Raw genomic sequence first — 21,731 nt, 5'->3', positions numbered from 1 at the left:
ATGGAAATAAAAGCCGGAAAAATACTCTTAGCAGAACCATTTATGCTGGATCCAAATTTCAAAAGGACAGTAGTGCTGATATGTGAGCACGGCGACCACGGTACTACCGGTTTTGTTCTCAACAAGACTCTTGACATTAAAGTAAATGAACTACTACCCGATTTTCCTGAATCTAAGGCGGCAGTATTTGTAGGTGGCCCGGTAGCAGTAGACAGTCTTCATTACTTACACAATGTAGGTGATATGCTTGACAATAGTCTGGAAGTCTGTCCCGGTGTCTATTGGGGCGGTGATTTCGAAAAACTCAAATTCCTGATGGAAAACGGCCTGATAAAAGACAATAACATTAAATTTTTTGTAGGTTACTCCGGCTGGACAGAAGGACAATTAATTGAGGAGATGCAGGAGACGTCATGGATTGTAGAAGACATGGATGCCAATTACCTCTTTAAAATAAAACCCTTTGTACTTTGGCAAACCGTACTGCACAATAAAGGAAATACCTATACCGTGATCGCACAGATGCCGGACGCAGTGAGTTTAAATTAAGTACCATAAAAACGCGATTGAATAAACAGGCGGATAAAATTACTGGCAATAACCCTGATAGTAACAGTTTGTCAAAACGATCCAATTATTATACCTAAATATCTAAAATGAGATTCGTAGTGAGAGCTTCAAATACAAGAAAATCAGCACTTTTAGCGACAAATCATAGTCACCACTATGGTGCGAAGCTAAAAGTGAGCAATGCGACTGATTTTGAAGTATTTGGAGGTCGTAATAGATTATCATTTTAGATTTTTAGGTTATAGAATTTGCAATTCGATTGCCTGATTTAGGAGTGTAAAGAATCCTCACAAATTTATCTGACATATGGCTTTTTGCAGGCTGAGAATTATAAATTCAATGTCGTTAAGATAAGACCACATTATGAAGTCCTTCCCTTTGGAGGGAAGGACTTAGGATGGGTAAAAACAGATAAATTTATCTTACATAAACGACATTGATTATAAATTCCTAATTTATGGCATCGCAGTTGTAAACTGCGACGATCCGGAAGACAGTTGAGGGTTGGGGTGGGTAAATGTAGATGAATACTTAATTTCTCCACTTGAATGATTTGTGATCTATGGCTCTCATAGTACATAAAATTCCTTCTAAGTGATCATACTCGTGTTGTAGTAGTTCTGAAAGATCATCTGTCATTCTCCGGTTTTGTGGCTGCCAGTTTTCGTCCAGATAGTCAATATTAAGACTTTTATGCCGCTTCACCTTTACCAGCAGATTTGGAAAACACATGCAGTCATCCCAAATTTCCATCATCTCAGCGCTGAGATCAGTCAATTCGGGATTGATAAAAACAATAGGTCTGTCGATGTTCATATAGATCAGTCTTTTCATTATCCCTAACTGAGGGGCAGCAATCGCTCTTCCAAAATGATATTTTGCCCTGATTTCCTCCATCACATTGTGCATGTCTGCAACCCAACCTGAAACAAGCTCCTTCTCTGAAAAAAGCACGGGATCAGAGATTTCATAAAGTACTGGATTGCCGAGTTGTAGGAGGTCATCAAGATGTTTCATCTGTTTCTCTTTTAAATTGTTAAATCTTTTTAATTGTTTTGGTTGTTTATGCGGGCAAAACTATTTCCTTAAAGTTTTTAAATAATTTTTACAAATTGATTGAAAATATCCAATTTTTCATTTAAAAAATTGATTACCTTTTAAGGTATGTTTAAAATTATTTCATCCAAAAGTGACCTCATATTTGTAAATCAAATTTTGGAATAAAAGTACATACTTTGTGACATCTTCCATAACGGTGGCTGAACAATATCTTTCATTCTTTATGTGTTTACCAAATGAACCATGACTTCCTTGTAACTAATTCTACTTTATCACCTTCAAAAATCTAAGTCAATTACACTTTCAAAATGTAATCAACAGTAGACCTAATATTTTTTCAAAGTTAAAGATTCCTAAAAATGGCGACAGAATTATTTTTAACATAAAGACATGTGTATCATCGTCTTTAGAAAAATAAATTCTCGTCGGCATAAATGTAAGGTTAAATTAACGCGGATTCGGCCTGACATCTTTAATGATGCTGAAATTGTTTTAAGATTACATGGCTAACGCCCCTGATTATATGTTTTGGAACTGTGATTACACAGATTATAGGGCTACGCCCCTATTATTTATAGTGGACAGAAAATATTCTGCGAAAAATTTAAATCATAATATATTGTAAATTAAATAATTATGATTGTAAATTTTCGCAATCAATTTTCTGTTTGGTATAAAGGAGTAATATAAAATGCCCCAACCCGAATTCACATTAAATTAGGGTCACAACTGTTGGGTTAACCCAACAGTAACCAATCAATCGGAAAGTCCGGATAATTTGTCAAAGTAGAACTAAATATGATAAGAATCAGGTGTTGTGAAATTAATAATGACATTCTGAGATGTGGTATAACGAGTTCACGTCTTTCATATCATTTTTTATTATTAATTTTACGGCACAAAACAGTCTTTATGCAAAATCATTTTGTAAGGTTTGGGTTGATGATGGGAGTTGCATCCATCCTGCTTAACATCTTATTGTATTTTTATGATCCCGTATTATTATTAGGAGCTGGCTCATGGATTGGCTTAATAATTTGTATATATTTTATGGTAAAGTCCGTATCAGTAACCAGATCTGAGAATGGAGGATTTCTTTCCCTTAGCGAATCATTTAAATCGTCATGGCTGGCTTATGTCTTAGGATCGTTTATTTCCTCTATTTTTATGTTTATTCTTGTTAATTATATAGATCCGTCATTGATTGACACAATAAGAGAGACACAGATAGATGTTTTAAAACAGACAGGAACACTATTCAAATTATCAGATGAACAGATTCAGGAACAAATTGCAACTATTGAAGATACCAATCCGTTTGGTCTGGCACAGATAGCAGTAACGATTCCCGTTTCTTTTTTATTTCCGGGTGCTTTCCTTGCTATTATCATTGCGGCTATCATGAAAAAAAACAGGCCAGACGAATCAAATTCCACATCTCAGAGCCAAAATTATGACCATTTTTAAGAATCCTATTTTCATAAAATCCATTTCATCATGATTGATTTATCTATAGTCATTCCACTTTTTAATGAAGAAGAATCTTTGCCGGAACTTCATGACTGGATCGTCAGAGTGATGAATAAACACGGATATACTTATGAAATCATCTTAGTAGATGATGGCAGTAAGGATAAATCCTGGGAGGTCATCCGGCATCTTCAATCCCGCAATGAGCATGTCAGAGGACTGAAATTCAGAAGAAACTACGGCAAATCAGCCGGGCTTAACGTAGGTTTTGAAAATACAAAGGGGGCGCGTTGTGATCACCATGGATGCAGACCTGCAGGATAGTCCTGATGAAATCCCTGAACTCTACGAAATGATCACAAAAGGTGGCTACGATATCGTCTCAGGCTGGAAAAAAAAGAGATATGATCCTATTTCAAAAACGATTCCTACAAAGTTGTATAATTTTGTAACTTCCCGGATGTCTGGTGTTAAGCTACACGATATGAACTGCGGTCTGAAAGCTTATGATCATGAAGTCGTAAAAAATATAGAAGTCTATGGTGAGATGCATCGGTATATACCCGTCATCGCCAAATGGAATGGATTTTACAACATCGGCGAGAAGGTAGTTCAGCACCAAAAAAGGAAGTATGGTACCACCAAATTCGGGTTATCCAGATTTATATACGGGCCACTGGATCTCGCTTCCATCATGTTTATGGGAAAGTTTGGAAAAAGGCCCATGCATTTTTTTGGGGTGATAGGCACCTTTATTTCCTTCATAGGTATAGCCATCCTGGCCTGGATGAGTGTCGAAAAAGTCATCTTTAATGAAGTAGGAATAGCCAACAGGCCTGCATTCTACCTTGGTATTCTTTCAGTAATTGTGGGTGTTCAATTATTTATTGCGGGGTTTTTGGGTGAGATGATCAGCAGAAATGCGCATGAGAGGAATAACTACAATATAGTAGACAAAATCTAATGTTCTTAGAAAAGTAAGTAGACAATCCAAATTGAAGGATGTATCCCATTTTTCCATTAAATCGTTCAAAAAATTCTTTTTGTCCCCTTTAAAGCCAACCTGCCGAAAAGTCATGGGTTGGGGTAAATCAAAAAATAATTTTCTTAAAGTGCACTTTTGTGATACACCTATAAGTGAGAACAATTTCGGTATAAATGGATAGTAAACTGAATTTTCCAACTCTAACCCAAAGAAATTTCAAAATTCATATTTCACCACTTGAGGCCTGCTTACCCATTTATTGCCTTTGATGTAAAATCTCCATGGTCTATATCCACAAGGGCCCACATGGACGCTCATACCTACCCGAAGACCGGAGATGATGTGACATTCATCATCAAATGACAATCCTGCAGCGAGTTGCAGTTGACTGGAGTCATGATGGAATATCGCCCCATCGAGTGATTTAGTAATGCCTAAAGCCACTGCAAGTTTACCAGGTCCGTTGGTCAGCTGGTGACTAGCTTTTTCCATATTTCTTCGTCGCAGCATCACTTCGAAACCATCCATAGGTTCTATAGCCCTGATCAATACAGCGTGTGGGTCGTCCTTACTGCCTGTCACCACATTAAGCATCGGATGCATGCCATAGCATATATACACATAAGCAGCACCTCCGGGTTCAAACATCGTTTTTGTCCTTTCCGTATATCTGTTGCCATAAGCGTGGCAGCCACGATCATCTGGGCCTCGGTAGGCTTCTGTTTCCACAATGATGCCTGATGTGAGCACGTTTTCAGTTTTGCTAATGATTTTTTTACCCAACAGGCTTTTGGCAATGCCGACAACATCACTGCCGGTATAGAATGTTTTCGGTAAAATTGGCGGTTCAGCTATCATTGATTTTGAAAATGTTCATAATATGTTCCATCAGTGATCACAGCCCCGGCACTAATCATTCTGAATATTTCCATATTTCTGTCCGGCAAATACCCTTTTGATGTATGAAAAATCCGGAATTTAGCAGGACTTTTTGCAATGTGTACCATCATTTCATGGACAGAATCAAATGCTGTGTCAGTGATTATTCCAGTCAGTCTGATCAAGTGATCATCACACCTGAAAAGTTTGAGACCTTGCTTATCAAAATGTTCGAGATATTTGACTTTCAGGCAAATTCCTTCAAATATCATATCGCTAAATATATCTATCATCCTTTCACCCTGACCTGATTCATGAATTTTGATTTTTTCCCATTCCTGTGCATCGATGCCATTGACAATCAGAAAATTGATAAACTCCTTTTCAAGACCTGCCAATTCTTCACCTGTAAGACTCCGATACTTCATAAATATGATCTTCTATGATTTTTGATATTGTTTTCGCAGTTTATTGAACCAAATTGAGCCCCATTGAACTCTATTATATTAAATTGAACTCCATTGAACTAATTGAAATGATTGAACTCCATTGAACTTTATTAAATCAACCCAACTCCTTTCATCCCTAAGATCATTGTAACAAACAAAACAAAAACAGCTAAAATATTTTGTAATGTTGAATTAACAAATTGTCCCATAAGGCTCTTTCTGTTGACTACCCAGATCAGGAATCCGGCGATGAGTGGCAACAGAAGTCCATTGGCAAATTGCGCAATTTTTATGATCTCGATGGGTTTATATCCTACAGATGCTAAAATATATCCCGTCGTCAGGATGATGATCCACACTATTCTGATTTTGTTTTTATCACTTTCAGCATCCCAACCAAATAATCCTTTGGCCACTAAAGACGCAGCAAGCGGAGCAGTGATAGTAGAAGTAAAACCTGCAGCAAAAATTCCGAATCCAAACAAATACTTTCCTGCACTACCATACATCTGAGTGAAAGGTACAGAAAGTTCACTAATACCTCTGATCTCAGTACCGGAAAACGATGCACCAGTGATGATGATACATCCGGATATCAAACCTCCTACAGTGACTGCTATGATGGTATCCTTCTTTACCAATGGCAAGTCGTTCACATTCTGCCATTTTTGGCGAATCACATCAGCATGTAAAAACAAATTGTAAGGAACAACAGTCGTGCCAATCAGTCCTACTACGGTAAGTAAGCTTTCAGATGGCAATGATGGTTTAAATCCTTGCAGCAAAGACAAAAAATCCGGAGCCGACATGATTGCGGTGGCTAAAAAAGCAATACTCATCAAAACGACTAATGCAATAAAAAATCTTTCAAAATGCTTAAAGGTACCAAAATACAACAATAAAAATGCAGGAAGATAGACAAGGAGGTTCAGCAAATAGGATGGTATATCCGAATCCACCACCATTTTTATGCCTATCAGCGTACCGCTGATGTTTCCAGCTTCATAAGCAGCATTTCCCAGCAAAATACCTGTAAAAATCAGAGCAAATGCCACATACCTGATGATGGGCAGATGGACAGATTGTCGGATGGCATGACTCAGTCCGGCTCCTGTCACCAATCCCAATCTTGCTGACATCTCCTGAAGCACTATAGTGGTCACTGTCGCAAACAACATCGTCCACAGCAATGCAAAGCCAAAATGATTGCCTGCAAGCAGACAAACCGTCACCGTTCCGGGGCCTATAAATGCAGCAGTGATCAGGATGCCTGGCCCGGTATTTTTCAGAATATTTAAGATTTTTACCAAATTTATTGTTTTATATCATTCATGTAAAAAATCATTTTCAACTTTTAGTATGTTAAAAAATCTGATTTTTTGTCACCATCACTTTGTCCACTTTTTGTCCATCTTTGTCTACCACTTCTATGGTATATTTGTCAATGGTAATTTTGTCACCAACCATTGGGACTTCGTTATTAAAATAAATAAAAATACCTGAAATAGTGGTATATTTTTCCAATACTTCTTCATCTAAATCTATGTCAAAATATTTTTGAAATTCACTTATACTAAACAGACCGTCAACCAACCAGGAGTTTTCTTCACGCTGGACAATTCCAAACTTTTCTTCATCTTCTATCATAATATTTCCAATCAGTGCATCGACCAAATCAACCATAGTAACCAGACCCTTTGTACTGCCAAATTCATCCACCACAACTCCATAATGCATTCTATGCTTTTTAAATTGTTCCAGCAAATTATAAGCTGAAAAATACTCGTTAATATATACTGGTTGTGTAATATAATCTTTCAAAGAAAATGTCTTATCATCAACATCAAACAAATCTTTTAGCAATACGATCCCTACCACTTCATCGATATTATGGTTTTCACATACCAGATAACAGGAATGTTTTGCCGCGTTGATTTTTTGTTTTACTTTCTTCCAAGGTTCTGAAATATCAAAATATATCAAATCGCTCCTATATGTAAAAATACTGTTGACTTTTTTATCCCCCAACTCAAACACTCTTTCGACAATCTCCTGCTCGATAGAATCTATCTCGCCGCCTTCTGCACTTTCAGCAATGATAGATTTGATTTCGTCTTCAGTGACTATTGATTCCTTCAATTTATTGATTCCAAAAAATCTCAGTAAAAGATTATTGGAAATGGTGAGCATCCAAACGAAAGGTGATGCTATTTTTGACAATATTTGCATAGGCTTTGCAGCCATTAAAGCTATTGGCTCCGGAAAAGTCATTCCAATTCTTTTTGGGAATAATTCTCCGAAAACAATAGAAAAATACGTAATCAAAATCAAAATAATTCCGGTAGCAATAGCATGTTCATAGGGATGGAACCAACCAAAAGATGAGATATATGCTTCCACATCATTAGTTATGTTTTCACCACTATAAATACCCAACAAGATCCCAATTCCGGTAATACCGATCTGGACTGTGCTTAAAAACCTGGTAGGATTTTCAGAAAGTTCCAAAGCAGTTTTAGCCCCTCTGACTCCTTTTTTTTTGGCTTTTTCAAGTTTAAATTTCCTGGAAGAAACCAATGCCAATTCGCTCATTGAGAAAATACCATTGATCAAAATCAGCGCAAGAATAATGATTAATTCCATGACTTTTTATTAGGTTTAAGGCGACATTTGAATAAATAAAACATCATGGAGATTTTTATGTCAGATCAATTTTCTTCAGGCTGTGAAAGTGCATAAATTGCAAAAGAAGCAAGCCAATGTTCCCCTTCGTATCCACCATCGGCGATATTGGGCAATGATGCTTCGATGTGTTGATTGGCTATCTGGATTAAGTGGTGATATTCAGGGATAATATTTACAATCCTGTAAAGTGACCACGCCCTGCAAAAATTGACTCCATCCAGATGTACTAGTTTACCATCGGTTCTGTCAGAAACCTTTGCCTGTTCCAATTTAAAATCCCGATTTTGCAAATCAGGCAAAAACAGGTCAATCCACTCTTTGAAATCTTTAGGATCTAAAATCCTTGCCATCAGATCTGCTTCCTGCAAACAAGGCGACAGAAAATCAAATCCTCCCGGTTCCCACGTCATAGGACAATTACTGTCATTCAAAAAGTAGTCTTTTGATCTGATTTTAATCAACTGAACCAAGGAGTCTTTTTTTGCTGACCGGGCATAATCATAAGCCAGTGCAAGCCCAAATCCCGTATTAGGGTGTTCTCCTGATCTTATTGGATAGTTGAGTCTGGGCAGAAACTCAAGATACCGCTCTACCAAAAGATCTGTGAGTGGTTGCAGGTTTTGTGCGAGTTGTTTTGCTTCCGGGATAGTCCATGAGTCCAACTCCTGTTGAAGTTTAAGCAACCATGCCCATCCGTACGTTCTTTCGTATGATTTTTCACTCTTACGCTTGAAGTAGGATATTTCTGCATTGATATTTTCAGCTGTAAGAGTTTCAATCAGTAGTGTCATGATGGTATCCCTACGAGACAAATCAGGAAATTGTTTTAATAATCTGACCAACATCCAGTGCCCATGCACGGACGAATGCCAGTCATAACAACCAAAGAATGCAGGATGTAGTTGTGCAGGTGCTCCTATTTCTGTCGCATCAGAAAGTGATTGATTAAGCTTATTGGGATACTCTTTCTGAAGACACTTTACTGGAAGCCGAGATAGATTTTCTGCAATTTCTTTTGATATCGTCAGACGCTTATCAGATGCAATATTGTCCTCAGCACTTTTACAGGTAGTAAGAAGATAAGCAAAAAACAATAAACCAAAAAGATGTCTTTTATGAAAATGACAAGCCATGATATGCACAATTTCCAACAAAGATAATCATCTCATCGTATCACAGTCACATCACCAGCAACATTTTGAATATATCCATCAAGGTATCTTAAGCCGGCTTGCCACACATACACTCCATTATTGACGAATGTACCATTAAAAGTACCATCCCAACCTGAGTTCGCATCGTTGAGTTCAAATTCTTCTGTACTGTAAATTTTATTGCCCCATCTGTCGTACACTCTTAAGAATAAGCCCTGAATGGTACGGGTATTACCACTCAGGAAGAACCTGTCATTTCTGCTATCACTATTTGCTGACATGATATTTGGGTAGTGATACAGCCTATTTTTGTTCACCCGGATATATACACTGTCTTTTAGCATACAGTCTTTGCCCGCATCCATTGACAATGTATAAAACCCATCATTATGAGGAATAACACTTGTTGTAATACAAGTGGGGCATTCTGGCGGAGGATTGTTTTTTCCTTCCCAAAGGAATTTTGTATTTTCCTGACTACTCGTAAATTCACCAGTCAAAATCACTTCATCACCCAAGTCAATGGAATAGTCATCCTGAAGTATTTTTAAGGAGATATTATCATCTTCGACACTGATATTAAAAAATAAATTTTCACAAAGTGAGTTTACAAGCAAGGTGTATTGTCCTGGTGATGGTAACCATTTTTTTGAAGACCTGTCTCCGTCAGACCAAAGGTATTTTAAGCCATAAAATGTGGCATCTATCATGACTCCTGAACCAGGACATACTACGTATTCTTCCTTGATAAAAGACAAATCCAATTCTTTGACAAACAAGGTTGTGCTATCATTTTCGATAGTAGTAAATGGGTTGTCCGAAAGTGTTGTTCTTCCAAGAGTTAATGGTAAACCGGAAAGCATAGCCTGATTTTTGTATGTCCCCAGTGCATCAGGTCCGACTTCTACCAAAACCCTGATAGTGTCAATACCTACTCTCACGGACATATTGTCAATTCTGATTCTATTACCTGATATAGTTACCTGACCTCCGAAGGGATTGTTTATCACTGACTTAATTATCAATCCTGATGGCATATCATCAGAAAGGTTGATGCCTGCTCTTGTAATACCTGATCCATTGCTCACTACAAATGAATAAACCACTTCGGTACAGGGAAAAGCCTCAGCAGGAGTAACAATTTTTTGCAGTTCCACCGTATATGGACACGAGCATCCATCCTGACCCACAGATGGAGGACCTTGGGCTAAAAGGGTTATAATTCCTGTATTTTTATTAATAGCCAACAACTTATCAGCCACAAGAGAATTGAATGAGCCATATCCAAACAGATTGCCAAAAGAATCAAAAAATAATGCTCCCAATTGATCTACTTGCCTTTGAATCGGAAAATTGCTATTGACACTTCCTGACTCAGTATTGATGGTAACCAATCTTTGATTTCTGATATCATTTCCATATAAAACCCCTGTAAAAGGGTCAAATGCTATATCCACCACACTCACTGATCTGTCTATTAGGGGTAAAACCTGACACTGAAAAACAGGGCTCTCAAGATCTATTTTGACTAATTGTGGTGTGATGGTACCTGAAGTTATTACCACCAGAAATCTGCCTTCAGGTGATACGTCTCCAGCATAGTATAGTGCGCCCGGAGGCAATCCCCTTGGCAATCCAAGGTCAACACCAATACCATCACTACCTACCCTTCTCAGCCTGCCGGTAAAGGGATCCATCCCGTAGATGAAATTATCAGTACTTCGGTATCCCATACCATTGAGAATAAGTCCTACTGATTCTGCTATTGTATCTAAAACAACTCTTTGACCATTTTGAGAGAATTTCACTTCATACAATCCTGAAACAGGACTCCTGTCTCTCGTAAGCGATAAGTAATACTGACCCTGACACACAAAAGGTTTCTGTGCCTCCATCGAAGGCATTATGAAATATAGAAGTATCAAGATTACAATTCTCAAGTCGAAATCTGTTTATTGACTCTGCAATATACAAAATAAAAATATGAATGTTCATTTTATTACGAAAGATTTGTGACTTTAACTTTTTGGTATGATTGATTTCAAAATCATGATATTAATCAATCGGAATTCAAGAAACATGATTTTAGTCAGTTACATACTAAAATTGTGATAATATTTGATTTTATGTTTGTATTTTTGCCTTTCAAAAGTAAATCAATTTAAATACAAAAAAAGCCATAATTATGATCATTGGAGTACCAAAAGAGATAAAACCGAGTGAAAATCGGGTAGCCCTGACACCAGCAGGTGTGATGGAGTTTGTAGGTAGAGGACATAAAGTGTATGTTCAGTCAAGTGCCGGAGAAGGATCAGGCTTTCCGGATTCTGAGTATATTCAGGCTGGAGCATCTATGTTGCCTACTATAGAAGATGTCTACAGCATCGCTGAAATGATCATCAAGGTCAAAGAACCCATAGAAAGAGAGTACAAACTTATCAAGTCCAATCAACTCCTCTTTACATATTTCCACTTTGCATCGTATGAACCTTTGACACATGCCATGATCGCGAGTAATGCAGTGTGTCTGGCGTATGAGACTGTTGAGTCTCCTGACAGATCATTGCCATTGCTGATTCCTATGTCAGAAGTAGCCGGTCGTATGGCCATACAGCAAGGCGCGAAGTACCTGGAAAAACCAATGCAGGGTCGTGGTGTGCTCTTGGGTGGAGTCCCTGGTGTACCTCCTGCAAAAGTCCTGGTATTAGGTGGAGGTGTTGTAGGTACTCAAGCTGCAAAAATGGCCGCAGGTCTTGGGGCCATAGTAACTATACTGGATGTAAGTCTCAAGAGATTAAGATATTTGTCGGATGTAATGCCTGCCAATGTCATCACGATGTACTCCAATGAGTATACCATCAGAAGACTGATCGTCAATCACGACCTCATCGTAGGAGCTGTACTGATACCAGGCGCCAAAGCACCCAATCTGATCACCAGAGATATGCTGAAGGAAATGAGACCTGGCACGGTAGTCGTAGATGTTGCGGTGGATCAGGGAGGATGTATAGAAACATGCCATCCTACTACGCATGAAGACCCTATCTATGTGATAGATGATGTCGTTCATTATTGTGTTGCCAATATGCCGGGAGCAGTACCGTATACTTCTACCATAGCTTTGACCAATGCCACTTTGCCTTATGCCTTACAACTGGCAGACAAAGGCTGGAAAAAAGCATGTCAGGACAATAAAGAACTCAAACTTGGTTTGAATGTAGTCAATGGCAAAGTCGTCTATAAAGGTGTAGCAGATGCATTTGGACTTGAGTACACAGATGTAAGTGCCGTATTGTAAAAAGTTAAATACCTTATAGGTTTTAGAAACCTATAAGGTATTTAAGAGTTTGTTTAAAATTTTAAGTGTGAAAAAGCTTACAATGCAAATCAAAAAGTATTGAACTATAGATGTAAAAATTGTGTTTAATACACAGTAAAATAATTATTACCACAAAATGAGAATCTTATTTTTTTTATTATTTGTAATACATTCCACTCAGATTTTTGGTCAGTTGAAGGGAGCAGTGCCACAGTCTTCCGCACCATCTCATATCAACGAAGAAAGAAAGGAAGAAAATAAAAGTGCTGTTTCACTGGCTAAAAGCAATGCCGCAAAACTGAAAAAGAGTCTGAAACTTACAGATAAACAACACGATGATTTATACAAAGCATTGCTTGATTATGAAACCAATGTCGAAAAAACGACCAAAAGCAAGTTATCAAAAAAAGATCAGTTCAACAAACTGAATCAACTCAATATGACAAAGCAGGATAAAATGAAAGCAATACTGACCAAAGAGCAGTATCATGCTTACATCATGTCATTTCCATAAATGCTTTTTCAAAACATAGTGTGATTAAGGCAGTCAAGTTGTGTAGTGTGTATGCTAATAACGTGAATTAATTTTTTTACAAATTACCATGACTGATTTTTGAGCAAAATCCTGTAGTATTCCCTCAACCTGAATTCAGTAAGCATGCCGATCGAAAGTTCGATCCCCGATATGAGGGCTATAGGTATTGAAGTACCCATAATGATAGGTTTGTAAACACTGAATATTCCGGCAAAAGCTGATGTGCAAAAAAATACAAGAGCATACACATAAACCCTTCTGTTGGTTTGTTTTTTCTCTATCCGAAAGTGGGTGTATTCTATCTCCTGCTTTATAGTTGTAAGGTCAAGATGGTGCAGGCCTTCATAAAATAACCATCTTTTTCTCGAAACATAATACATCAATAAGCCTTTTCCTGTACAATAAATGAAAAACAAAAAAAAACCAATACTGAGATACTGAAAGCCCGGAGAGATATTGAAGTAGTACAGACCTGCAGAAAATACAAATAAAATCATACCAGTCATGATATAAAACATCGCTGCGATCATATCGCCTTTGTATAAAATTCTGCATTTATCTATACTATCTTCCATACGTGGAAATCCATCTGATTTACCATCAGCTATAACAACTTCAATCAACCGGAAGTTCAAAGTATTATCTGATAACCCCAGCTATCAAGTCATCATTTGCGACTGTGGGTAAAGTAAGTTTTAAATCCTTGCATGCAGCCATAGCTCTTTCTGCAGTGATAAAGGCCTCCCTGTTTCTGGCCCATGATCTTCTTGCAATACCATTATTGACATCCCAATGCAACATGGACTGTATGTTTTTTGCAGATCTCTTAGATCCGTCTATCACCATTCCAAATCCGCCATTGATGACTTCGCCCCACCCTACTCCACCACCATTGTGCAACGAGACCCAAGTGGCACCCCTAAATGAGTCACCCACAAAATTCTGAACAGCCATATCTGCAGTGAATGATGATCCGTCATAAATATTGGATGTCTCTCTGTAGGGCGAATCAGTCCCTGATACATCATGATGATCTCTGCCAAGTACTATTGGGCCTTTGATTTTCTTTTTTTTAATTGCCTTATTAAAAGCAAGTGCGATTTTGATTCTTCCTTCGGCATCAGCATACAGTATTCTTGCCAATGATCCTACCACCGGGATATTCTTTTGAGCATCCCTGATCCATATCAGGTTGTCATTCAGTTGACCTTTTATGTCTTCGGGTGCAGATTTCATCATTTTTTTAATGACTTTACCTGCAATCTTATCTGTCATTTTCAAGTCTGCCTCGTCTCCTGAAAGGCATACCCACCTGAAAGGGCCAAATCCATAATCAAAACACAACGGACCCATGATATCTTCTACATATGACGGATACTTGTAAGTCTTTGTTTTTTTATCGTTCCAGATTTCGGCTCCTGCATCGCCGGCTTCTTTGAGGAAAGCATTTCCATAGTCCCAGAAATACATACCACGGGAAGCCATGATGTTGATCGCTTTGACATGCCTGACCAATGTCTTCCTGACTTCGCCCATGAACTTTCCTTTATCTGCATTCAGCAATTTTTTAGCTTCCTTAAATGTGTAGCCTGCAGGGCAATATCCCAGATCATCAATATTGTGCAATGATGTCTGGTCGGACCCCAAGTCGATCTGAAAATTTGATGTGACTGCGGCTTCCCAAAAATCAACAATATTGCCATGATAAACTAAAGCCACAGCTTTCTGGTTTTTTTTGGATTCAGTGATTTTGCCAAAAAGTGTATTGAGATCGGTATATACATTTTCTTTTATTACATATCCATCTGCAATTCTTTGTTTGATCGCAGCTTCATCCACCTCTGCGATGATTCCTACCGCACCGGAAATAACTGAAGCAATAGATTGGGCTCCTGACATTCCACCCATGCCGGAAGTGACGAAAGTCTTTCCTTTCAGATTGTCAACACCCAGACCATTTATCCTTCCTGCATTGAGCAGTGTGATGGTGGTTCCATGCACGATGCCTTGTGGACCGATATACATGAATGATCCTGCTGTCATTTGTCCGTATTGAGTGACACCGAGCGCATTATACTTATTCCAATCGTCTTTAGTAGAATGATTGGGTATCATCATACCGTTGGTGACCACTACTCTTGGAGCATTCTTATGAGATGGAAACAGGCCAAGAGGATGTCCTGAATAAAGCACCAATGTCTGTTTATCAGTCATTTCAGACAAATATTGCATAGTAAGCCTGTACTGAGCCCAATTTTGAAATACAGCGCCATTACCACCATATGTGATCAATTCTTCGGGATATTTTGCAATTTTGAAATCAAGATTATTGTGAATCATCAATATAATAGCGGCAGCCTGGCGGCATTTTGCAGGATACTGATCTACAGGACGGGAAAAAATTTCATAATCAGGTCTGTACCGATACATGTATATGCGACCAAATTTATTGAGCTCATCAGCAAATTCCTTTGCAAGTTCAGCATGCATGGATGCAGGAAAGTATCTCAGAGCATTCTTCAAAGCCAGGCGCTTTTCGCTCTTTGAAAGTATCCCTTTGATATTTCTTTTGGGTGCATGTGCACATTTAACAGATAAATTTTTCTTTTCAGGAAGGCTATTGCCGATACCTAGAGTAATTTCATCCAGCTTATGATTTTTGGACATCTTAATGGCTTATTTACAACAAAATTAGCACAATCTGTTAAATTTTTACAAAAAAGGTATTGGAAGTGTAATATATCAACGAATTATGCGTCTTAATTCTGAGTACTTTTTTTCAAATTCAAAATTAATATATTGAAAAATATCCTGTTCATTGTTTTGGCGTTGATTTCAATACATAATATTTCAGCCCAGAAGTATAATACCATAGCAGGTGTGCGCATTGGTGATGATTTCGGCATAAGTGCTGCTCAGCGCATTGCCAATAAAACGACAATAGAACTAAATATCCAGCCCGGGACATTTGCCGGCAGACAAATGACATCCTTGCTTGCAAAACAGCATTACTCACTACTGACCAAAAGGCTTAATTTTTTTATGGGTGCAGGGATATATTCAAGAAAATACAATCCTACTTATACAGAATCACCTCAACAAATCAACACTCAAGGATTGGCTTTGAGTTTCGGAGCTGAATTTTCGATCGGAAAATTAAGTATTTCTACCGACTATTTGCCATTAGTAACCATTGCTGATAATAATAGTAATCAAAGATTTTATACCACTTCAGGCTTTAGTCTGAGATATATCCTGGTAGGTCGTGAATCATCTACAAAAAAGTTTTTCAAAAAGATTTTTACAAAGAAAAATTAAGCGTCGCAATCAATTAATAAGATTTTTGGGCTCTGTTTTATGTTTTTCAGAAAATATTTTTTTCTATTTTAATAAATTCATTTATCAGAAAATCACTTTCTATGATAATTGCATTTATCAATTTAAAAATCAATGTCGTTTAGTTAAGACATCTTTATGAAGTCTTTCCCTTGTAAGTGAATGATTTAGATAGGGTAATAACAAAGAAAAATAACTTAAGTAAACTACATTTGTTTAAAATTTATAAAATTTATATTGTTAAATGCGTTTAATATTTTATTACATTCTATGATAATCCTAAGCGATTAAAAAATTCTCACCAAAACATTTATCAAAAATGACTTAAAGTATTCAAAAAAATCATTTGACATTTCTGTGACAAATGATCAAACGCATCTTTTCATCTTTGCGGCATGATCAGATCGTTTGTTTCGTCTTTTTTTATTGTATTATTACTTACAAATTTCACTGCGGCGGCTTATGCACAGGAAAGTATAAGTGATACAATGATGAAGGTCAATGTTGATGAACTGGTTGTAACAGCTACAAGAAATGAAAGAATGCTTAGCAATGTTACTGTTCCTACACTTTTGATCAATCATAAGTTGATACAACTTTCAGGCAATGTTCGTTTGAATGATGTACTGCAAGAGCAAACCGGACTTTTCCTGACATCTGCATCAGGTAGTTCATCAGTGGGTGGTGGCGTATTTGGTAATGGAATCCAGATTCAGGGTATGTCTCCTGATTATACACTAATTATGCTGGATGGTGAACCACTCACTGGCAGACAAGGTGGCGTGATAGATCTCTCCAGATATTCTGTAGGTAATATACGAAAAATTGAAGTCATCAAAGGTCCGTCAAGTGCATTGTACGGAAGTGAAGCTATGGGTGGTGTGATAAACATATTGACAGAAGAAAAAAGAAAAAAATCCGGTACTATTATGATGCGCTATGGTAGTTTTAACACCGCAGATTTAAACCTGTCCACCAATCTTTCTCATAAAAAGTCAAGTATCTTCTTATTTGCCAACTATATCACCTCTGACGGTTACGATTTGCAGACTGAAACTCCGGAAAAAACACAGGACCCTTTCCATAACATCACGACGCAACTCAAGTGGACGTACAGGTTTTCAGACAAAACCCGATTGGTCTGGAACAACAGATGGTTTAAAGGTAATCAAACATCTGCATTTGCATTTAATGGTTCTGAACTCAACATCACCGGCTCAGGCATTACGGACGATATCAATATCAATCCTGTCTTTCATCACAGGTTTTCTGAAAAAATAAAATCATCTCTTCGGCTTTATACCAGTTTATACAGATATGAGCAACAGCTCAATCAGAAAGGATCAGCTGAGCAGTACTATTATGATAATTTCAGTCATAATTATTACCGGGTTGAAAATCAGACAGACTGGGACATCAACGATCAACATCAATTAGTGGCTGGTGGAGGTTACAACCTTCAGACTGTAGAAACGATAAGATACAGAACTAAAAAAGAACAGCATAACAGCTACTTGTTTGTCCAGCATGAATGGCGACCTACAACTGACTTGACGATTATACCCGGATTGAGATATGATGGCAATTCTGACTATGCCGACAGAGTGACACCTAAATTGTCGATGCAATACAAAGTATCAGACAGATTCAGAATCAACTTTTCGTACGGTAGTGGTTTTAAAGCTCCGGATTTCAGACAGCTTTACCTCTATTACGTCAATCCTGCTGCCCAGGGATACAGAGTTTATGGTGCATCTGAGTTTTCTCTGCCCGAGTTGGAGCAACAAAAAGCGGAAGGTTTGGTGTCAACCATTTTACCTGATGCCTACAGAATCTCAGAATTGAGACCTGAAAGCTCACACGGGTTCAATCTCGGTGGAACAGCCGTATTGAAAAAACTGCCCATAACTTTAGATTTTAATATTTTTTATAATGCCATCAATGATCTGATCAACTATCTGCCTGTCGCCACACTGAAAAACAATGCTTTAGTATTCAGTTATCTCAATGTCAACAGAGCTTTTACATCAGGTCTGGAAATCAATCTTAAGGGAAAACTTTACAAAAAACTGGAGTGGAATGCCGGATACCAATATTTGGTCACCGGTGACAGAGACGTCATCCAAAAAATCAAAAATGAAGAAGTATATGGTAGAAATACACCTCTCGGATCGGCACGGCTCATGAATTATTCTGACTATACCGGCCTATTGGGTCGAAGTCCACATATGGCAAACCTTAAGCTATTTTATCAGGATGAGAAGAGTGGATGGAATGGCACAATCAGATGCACCTACAGAAGCAAATGGGGTATCGTGGATCTGGATGGAAATAAATTTGCCAATATGGATGAAGAGTATGCTAAAGACCTGCTCTTGCTGAATGTCAGCCTTGGAAAATCTATCCATAAAAATATCAATCTCATGGTAAATATCAACAATCTGCTACATCAGATTGACCCATCAAACGTTCCCCAAATGATGGGAAGGCACTTTATGGCAACTTGTACCTGGAATTTCTTAAATTAATAATATTATGTTTAAATCAATTATTTTAAAAACGTTTATTGTGGTTTCTGCTTTCACAATGTTTTCATGTGATAAGGAAGAAGAAGTAGCACAGCCATTAAATACGGTGAATAAAGAAATCCTGGTATCTGCAAGTGATCAGGGTGCTTTTGCCTTATTCAGTTTTGAGACCGGTGCGATAGTATCCAATAGTTTAGTACAGTCATCAGACTGGGATTTTGGTCTCAAGCTGATCACTTTTTCTGTCAATAGCGGAGTAAGTGGTCCGGGAAATGCAGGAGTCATCATCCAGGATGGTGTTCTGGACAATGTCAAAACTGCCCCTACAACGGGATATAAAACCGATGCTCAGGGTAGCCCCGCCATTAAGGGTGAATGGTACACATATGAAGCCACTACAAGGTCATTTACCCCTAAAGCTGGAAAGGTTTTCATCTTTAAAACAGCAAAAGGAAAATATGCTAAAATGGAAATCCTGAAAGGCGAGCCTACGGATGATAATGGTACAGTAGTAGTTCCACCTGCTAGACCGACTAAAATAAAATACACGCTGAGATATGTATATCAACCCAATGGCACTTTAGTTTTTTAGTAATTCTTTGCTAAATTATACGAATTTTCCGATTGATTGGAACTGTTGGATTAACCCACAGTTGTGACCCTAATTTACCCATACATTTATCTTTAACCCGCATTAAGCATTAGAAAATCTATAACATGCCTAATTCTACTTTGTCAAAATCTACGGACGTTCCGATTGATTGGAAAACTGTTGGGTTAACCCAACAGTTGTGACCCTAATTTACCCATACATTTATCTTTAACTATCAAAAATTATCAGGTTTCCGGTTGATTACATTTTGATGAAAGTGATTACTTTTTGATGAAAGTAAAATTGATTTAGATTTTTGACGGTGACAAAGTAGAAATAAGAGACAAAAGGAAACTTTGAAATTTCGAATAGAATGGATGGTTTATTACCTGATGCAACCCAATAGCATTGGTCTGTCTTGCTTAAATTGCAGGAGGTCTAAACTGATTCCAATCTGCTCATGAGTTTATTCTTGCTTTTACATTAACATTATATATTACATCTATTTTTCCAACTGATCAGGCCAGGCTACCTGCTTGCCTGATTTTTTCCATAGAGGCATCTGTGCATTTTTACTTCTCAACTCATCTCCCATTATTTGGGCCAAAGCAGTCACCTGTTCAGGGTATGTATCTGCCAGGTTTACTTTTTCTCCCGGGTCTTTAGCTATATTATACAGTTCCAGTTTTTGCTCTTTCATCAGATATACCACCTTCCAATCTCCTCTGCGCAGAGCACTTGCCCAAGCGATGCCTTCGTCTTCGTTTTTGGTCCAGCGATGAGGATAATGAAATATCAAATTTCTAAGGCTCCCTTTGTAAACCGGACTTTTAAGTGCCGGGACTAAGGATTTTCCATCAATTTTTGCTGCAGTAAACTTTGCACCTGCCATTTCTAAAATTGTGGGAAAAATATCTTCAGCCATCATTTGGTGACTGGTTTTTGTGCCACTTCGGACCATTTTGGGCCATTTAACGATCATGGGTACCTTAATGCCGCCTTCATACACCGAACCTTTTCCTGACCTCAATGGATGATTGTGTGTATTCCTGGTACCGCCGCGAGAAGAGTTGGTAAGGCCGCCATTGTCAGACAAAAATATGATGATGGTGTTATCTTCCTGATTTTGACTTTTTAGGAAGTGCATGATATCACCAAGGCTTTTGTCCATACCTTCGACAAGGGTAGCATAGGCGGCTTCGGTAGAATCCAACCCATTCAAAAGGTACTTTTCAAAATAGCGGTGATCCGGCTGTATAGGCGTATGAATAGCATAATGACCAAAATTCAGAAAAAATGGTTTTTGTTGTCCGATAGATCCACTCATAAGTTGGATGGCTTTCTGAGTCAGTGCCTCCGTAAGGAAAACATCTTTGTCGTAAAACTCCTGCAGACCAGGTATAGCCCAGTGGGTAATCGAACCTGCTTTGTTACCAAAATTATTTTTTCCGTAATAACTCTGTGGGTGACCTATCGATGTGCCTCCTACATTAGTCAGAAAACCAAAATTTAGTGGATCAGATCCTGGTGTTGATTGGCTTCCCAATGCGCTTTACCGACATGAATTGTAAAATACCCTTCGTTTTTAAGGATTTCGGTAAAAGGTGTGGCCTGAAAAGCATTTTCGTGTGGTTTGGGACTGAGTCCATTGATATTCCAGGCCGGAAATTGCAGAATGCTGTCAGGATAGTCCGTATGTTGGTTAGGTGGAGTATTGGTCCAGTTTGTAATATGTGTCCGTACAGCACTGAGTCCGCACAAAATACTGGTACGTGTAGGCGTACAAACCGGATTGACATAGGCATTTGTAAATCTGACTCCCTCATCAGCCAGTTTTTGCATATTGGGAGTATGATATTTTCTATTATTGGTGGTCACCGAATCTCCAAAAGGCACTGATGTATCCATCCATCCCATATCATCTACCAAAAACAATATGATATTAGGTTGTTTTTTTGTCAATATCTGACTACTTCCTATTTGACCAATTAATAAAATGAATACAAATATTATGAACATATGTACAACATTCTTTTTCTGAATCAGATATTTGATAGCTGTCTTTTCAAAGGATGGGAATTTTCTACTATGGTCGCCTATCCTATTTCCAATGGAAAAATGAAAAGCAATTATTAATTTCTGCAAAAGGTGTTGTATCATTTCTTCAATA

The 21,731-nt window shown here is 37.9% G+C and carries 19 protein-coding genes and 1 pseudogene; 9 read left to right on the top strand and 11 right to left on the bottom strand.

The window, feature by feature from the left end; translation table 11 throughout:
- Together IPK35_07460 and IPK35_07455 are read left to right on the top strand one after the other, a co-directional pair.
- The gene (locus IPK35_07460) at nucleotides 1–549 is read left to right on the top strand and encodes a YqgE/AlgH family protein (GenBank protein ID MBK8053095.1); all 549 of its coding nucleotides are present in this window, start codon (nucleotides 1–3) and stop codon (nucleotides 547–549) included.
- A gap of 107 nt (nucleotides 550–656) precedes the next feature.
- Nucleotides 657–800 (top strand): hypothetical protein, encoded by a 144-nt coding sequence (locus tag IPK35_07455; protein MBK8053094.1) that lies wholly within the window; start codon nucleotides 657–659, stop codon nucleotides 798–800.
- A 301-nt stretch (nucleotides 801–1,101) separates the two neighbouring features.
- Here the strand turns inward: IPK35_07455 and IPK35_07450 are convergent, their stop codons facing one another.
- Entirely contained in the window at nucleotides 1,102–1,587 is a 486-nt protein-coding gene (locus tag IPK35_07450) for a peptide deformylase (GenBank protein ID MBK8053093.1), read from the bottom strand.
- Between the two features lie 954 nt (nucleotides 1,588–2,541).
- Here IPK35_07450 and IPK35_07445 point away from each other — a divergent pair.
- Entirely contained in the window at nucleotides 2,542–3,096 is a 555-nt protein-coding gene (locus tag IPK35_07445) for a DUF4199 domain-containing protein (GenBank protein MBK8053092.1), read from the top strand.
- Between the two features lie 30 nt (nucleotides 3,097–3,126).
- Nucleotides 3,127–4,063, top strand: a pseudogene (locus tag IPK35_07440) (glycosyltransferase).
- 237 nt (nucleotides 4,064–4,300) lie between these two features.
- Here IPK35_07440 and IPK35_07435 read toward each other — a convergent pair.
- The 6 genes from IPK35_07435 to IPK35_07410 form a co-directional block, all read right to left on the bottom strand.
- A complete protein-coding gene (locus IPK35_07435; protein ID MBK8053091.1) occupies nucleotides 4,301–4,942 on the bottom strand; it encodes a DNA-3-methyladenine glycosylase in 642 nt (213 codons plus the stop codon).
- A complete protein-coding gene (locus IPK35_07430; protein ID MBK8053090.1) occupies nucleotides 4,939–5,391 on the bottom strand; it encodes a hypothetical protein in 453 nt (150 codons plus the stop codon). Before IPK35_07430 ends, IPK35_07435 begins: the two co-directional genes overlap by 4 nt.
- Before the next feature lie 131 nt (nucleotides 5,392–5,522).
- The gene (locus IPK35_07425; protein MBK8053089.1) at nucleotides 5,523–6,713 is read right to left on the bottom strand and encodes an Nramp family divalent metal transporter; all 1,191 of its coding nucleotides are present in this window, start codon (nucleotides 6,711–6,713) and stop codon (nucleotides 5,523–5,525) included.
- 61 nt (nucleotides 6,714–6,774) lie between these two features.
- On the bottom strand, nucleotides 6,775–8,055 hold the full coding sequence (locus IPK35_07420) for an HlyC/CorC family transporter (GenBank protein ID MBK8053088.1): 1,281 nt from the start codon (nucleotides 8,053–8,055) through the stop codon (nucleotides 6,775–6,777).
- A 65-nt stretch (nucleotides 8,056–8,120) separates the two neighbouring features.
- Nucleotides 8,121–9,230 carry a DUF2891 domain-containing protein gene (locus tag IPK35_07415; GenBank protein MBK8053087.1) on the bottom strand — a complete coding sequence of 370 codons (1,110 nt, stop codon included), beginning with the start codon at nucleotides 9,228–9,230 and terminating at the stop codon, nucleotides 8,121–8,123.
- 32 nt (nucleotides 9,231–9,262) lie between these two features.
- On the bottom strand, nucleotides 9,263–11,146 hold the full coding sequence (locus IPK35_07410) for a gliding motility-associated C-terminal domain-containing protein (GenBank protein MBK8053086.1): 1,884 nt from the start codon (nucleotides 11,144–11,146) through the stop codon (nucleotides 9,263–9,265).
- A 290-nt stretch (nucleotides 11,147–11,436) separates the two neighbouring features.
- Here IPK35_07410 and ald point away from each other — a divergent pair, with 290 nt between their 5' ends.
- Nucleotides 11,437–12,549, top strand: a complete 1,113-nt coding sequence (ald, locus tag IPK35_07405; GenBank protein MBK8053085.1) for an alanine dehydrogenase — start codon at nucleotides 11,437–11,439, stop codon at nucleotides 12,547–12,549.
- 157 nt (nucleotides 12,550–12,706) lie between these two features.
- Nucleotides 12,707–13,084 (top strand): hypothetical protein, encoded by a 378-nt coding sequence (locus tag IPK35_07400; GenBank protein ID MBK8053084.1) that lies wholly within the window; start codon nucleotides 12,707–12,709, stop codon nucleotides 13,082–13,084.
- Between the two features lie 83 nt (nucleotides 13,085–13,167).
- On the opposite strand, the gene IPK35_07395 is transcribed toward IPK35_07400, so the two are convergent.
- Together IPK35_07395 and IPK35_07390 are read right to left on the bottom strand one after the other, a co-directional pair.
- Nucleotides 13,168–13,740, bottom strand: a complete 573-nt coding sequence (locus IPK35_07395; protein MBK8053083.1) for a hypothetical protein — start codon at nucleotides 13,738–13,740, stop codon at nucleotides 13,168–13,170.
- Between the two features lie 4 nt (nucleotides 13,741–13,744).
- Nucleotides 13,745–15,772, bottom strand: a complete 2,028-nt coding sequence (locus IPK35_07390) for a urocanate hydratase (protein MBK8053082.1) — start codon at nucleotides 15,770–15,772, stop codon at nucleotides 13,745–13,747.
- Nucleotides 15,773–15,904: 132 nt separating this feature from the next.
- Between IPK35_07390 and IPK35_07385 the strand changes: the two genes are divergently transcribed.
- From IPK35_07385 to IPK35_07375, 3 genes are all read left to right on the top strand, one after another.
- Complete coding sequence (locus IPK35_07385; GenBank protein ID MBK8053081.1) at nucleotides 15,905–16,423, top strand: hypothetical protein; 519 nt, start codon at nucleotides 15,905–15,907, stop codon at nucleotides 16,421–16,423.
- A 413-nt stretch (nucleotides 16,424–16,836) separates the two neighbouring features.
- The gene (locus IPK35_07380) at nucleotides 16,837–18,969 is read left to right on the top strand and encodes a TonB-dependent receptor (GenBank protein ID MBK8053080.1); all 2,133 of its coding nucleotides are present in this window, start codon (nucleotides 16,837–16,839) and stop codon (nucleotides 18,967–18,969) included.
- A gap of 7 nt (nucleotides 18,970–18,976) precedes the next feature.
- Nucleotides 18,977–19,561: an HmuY family protein gene (locus tag IPK35_07375; protein ID MBK8053079.1), complete on the top strand. Its 585-nt coding sequence runs from the start codon at nucleotides 18,977–18,979 to the stop codon at nucleotides 19,559–19,561.
- 502 nt (nucleotides 19,562–20,063) lie between these two features.
- Here the strand turns inward: IPK35_07375 and IPK35_07370 are convergent.
- On the bottom strand, nucleotides 20,064–21,107 hold the full coding sequence (locus IPK35_07370; GenBank protein MBK8053078.1) for a sulfatase-like hydrolase/transferase: 1,044 nt from the start codon (nucleotides 21,105–21,107) through the stop codon (nucleotides 20,064–20,066).
- Complete coding sequence (locus IPK35_07365; GenBank protein MBK8053077.1) at nucleotides 21,071–21,721, bottom strand: sulfatase-like hydrolase/transferase; 651 nt, start codon at nucleotides 21,719–21,721, stop codon at nucleotides 21,071–21,073. The genes IPK35_07370 and IPK35_07365 overlap by 37 nt, the downstream gene beginning before the upstream one ends.
- Nucleotides 21,722–21,731: the final 10 nt, after the last annotated feature.

Source organism: Saprospiraceae bacterium (assembly GCA_016713025.1).
Taxonomy (GTDB): Bacteria; Bacteroidota; Bacteroidia; order Chitinophagales; family Saprospiraceae; genus OLB9.
The sequence above is the reverse complement of the archived record's forward strand: the minus strand, read 5'-3'. Positions and strand labels throughout refer to the sequence as shown.

Bases quoted from the DNA above. Each gene is read 5' to 3' on its own strand.
- IPK35_07390 (MBK8053082.1), bottom strand. From the start codon at position 15,772: ATGTCCAAAAATCATAAGCTGGATGAAATTACTCTAGGTATCGGCAAT.
- IPK35_07455 (MBK8053094.1), top strand. From the start codon at position 657: ATGAGATTCGTAGTGAGAGCTTCAAATACAAGAAAATCAGCACTTTTA.
- IPK35_07450 (MBK8053093.1), bottom strand. From the start codon at position 1,587: ATGAAACATCTTGATGACCTCCTACAACTCGGCAATCCAGTACTTTAT.
- IPK35_07410 (MBK8053086.1), bottom strand. From the start codon at position 11,146: ATGGAGGCACAGAAACCTTTTGTGTGTCAGGGTCAGTATTACTTATCG.
- IPK35_07430 (MBK8053090.1), bottom strand. From the start codon at position 5,391: ATGAAGTATCGGAGTCTTACAGGTGAAGAATTGGCAGGTCTTGAAAAG.
- IPK35_07415 (MBK8053087.1), bottom strand. From the start codon at position 9,230: ATGGCTTGTCATTTTCATAAAAGACATCTTTTTGGTTTATTGTTTTTT.
- IPK35_07380 (MBK8053080.1), top strand. From the start codon at position 16,837: ATGATCAGATCGTTTGTTTCGTCTTTTTTTATTGTATTATTACTTACA.
- IPK35_07445 (MBK8053092.1), top strand. From the start codon at position 2,542: ATGCAAAATCATTTTGTAAGGTTTGGGTTGATGATGGGAGTTGCATCC.
- IPK35_07365 (MBK8053077.1), bottom strand. From the start codon at position 21,721: ATGATACAACACCTTTTGCAGAAATTAATAATTGCTTTTCATTTTTCC.
- ald (MBK8053085.1), top strand. From the start codon at position 11,437: ATGATCATTGGAGTACCAAAAGAGATAAAACCGAGTGAAAATCGGGTA.
- IPK35_07420 (MBK8053088.1), bottom strand. From the start codon at position 8,055: ATGGAATTAATCATTATTCTTGCGCTGATTTTGATCAATGGTATTTTC.
- IPK35_07460 (MBK8053095.1), top strand. From the start codon at position 1: ATGGAAATAAAAGCCGGAAAAATACTCTTAGCAGAACCATTTATGCTG.
- IPK35_07435 (MBK8053091.1), bottom strand. From the start codon at position 4,942: ATGATAGCTGAACCGCCAATTTTACCGAAAACATTCTATACCGGCAGT.
- IPK35_07375 (MBK8053079.1), top strand. From the start codon at position 18,977: ATGTTTAAATCAATTATTTTAAAAACGTTTATTGTGGTTTCTGCTTTC.
- IPK35_07400 (MBK8053084.1), top strand. From the start codon at position 12,707: ATGAGAATCTTATTTTTTTTATTATTTGTAATACATTCCACTCAGATT.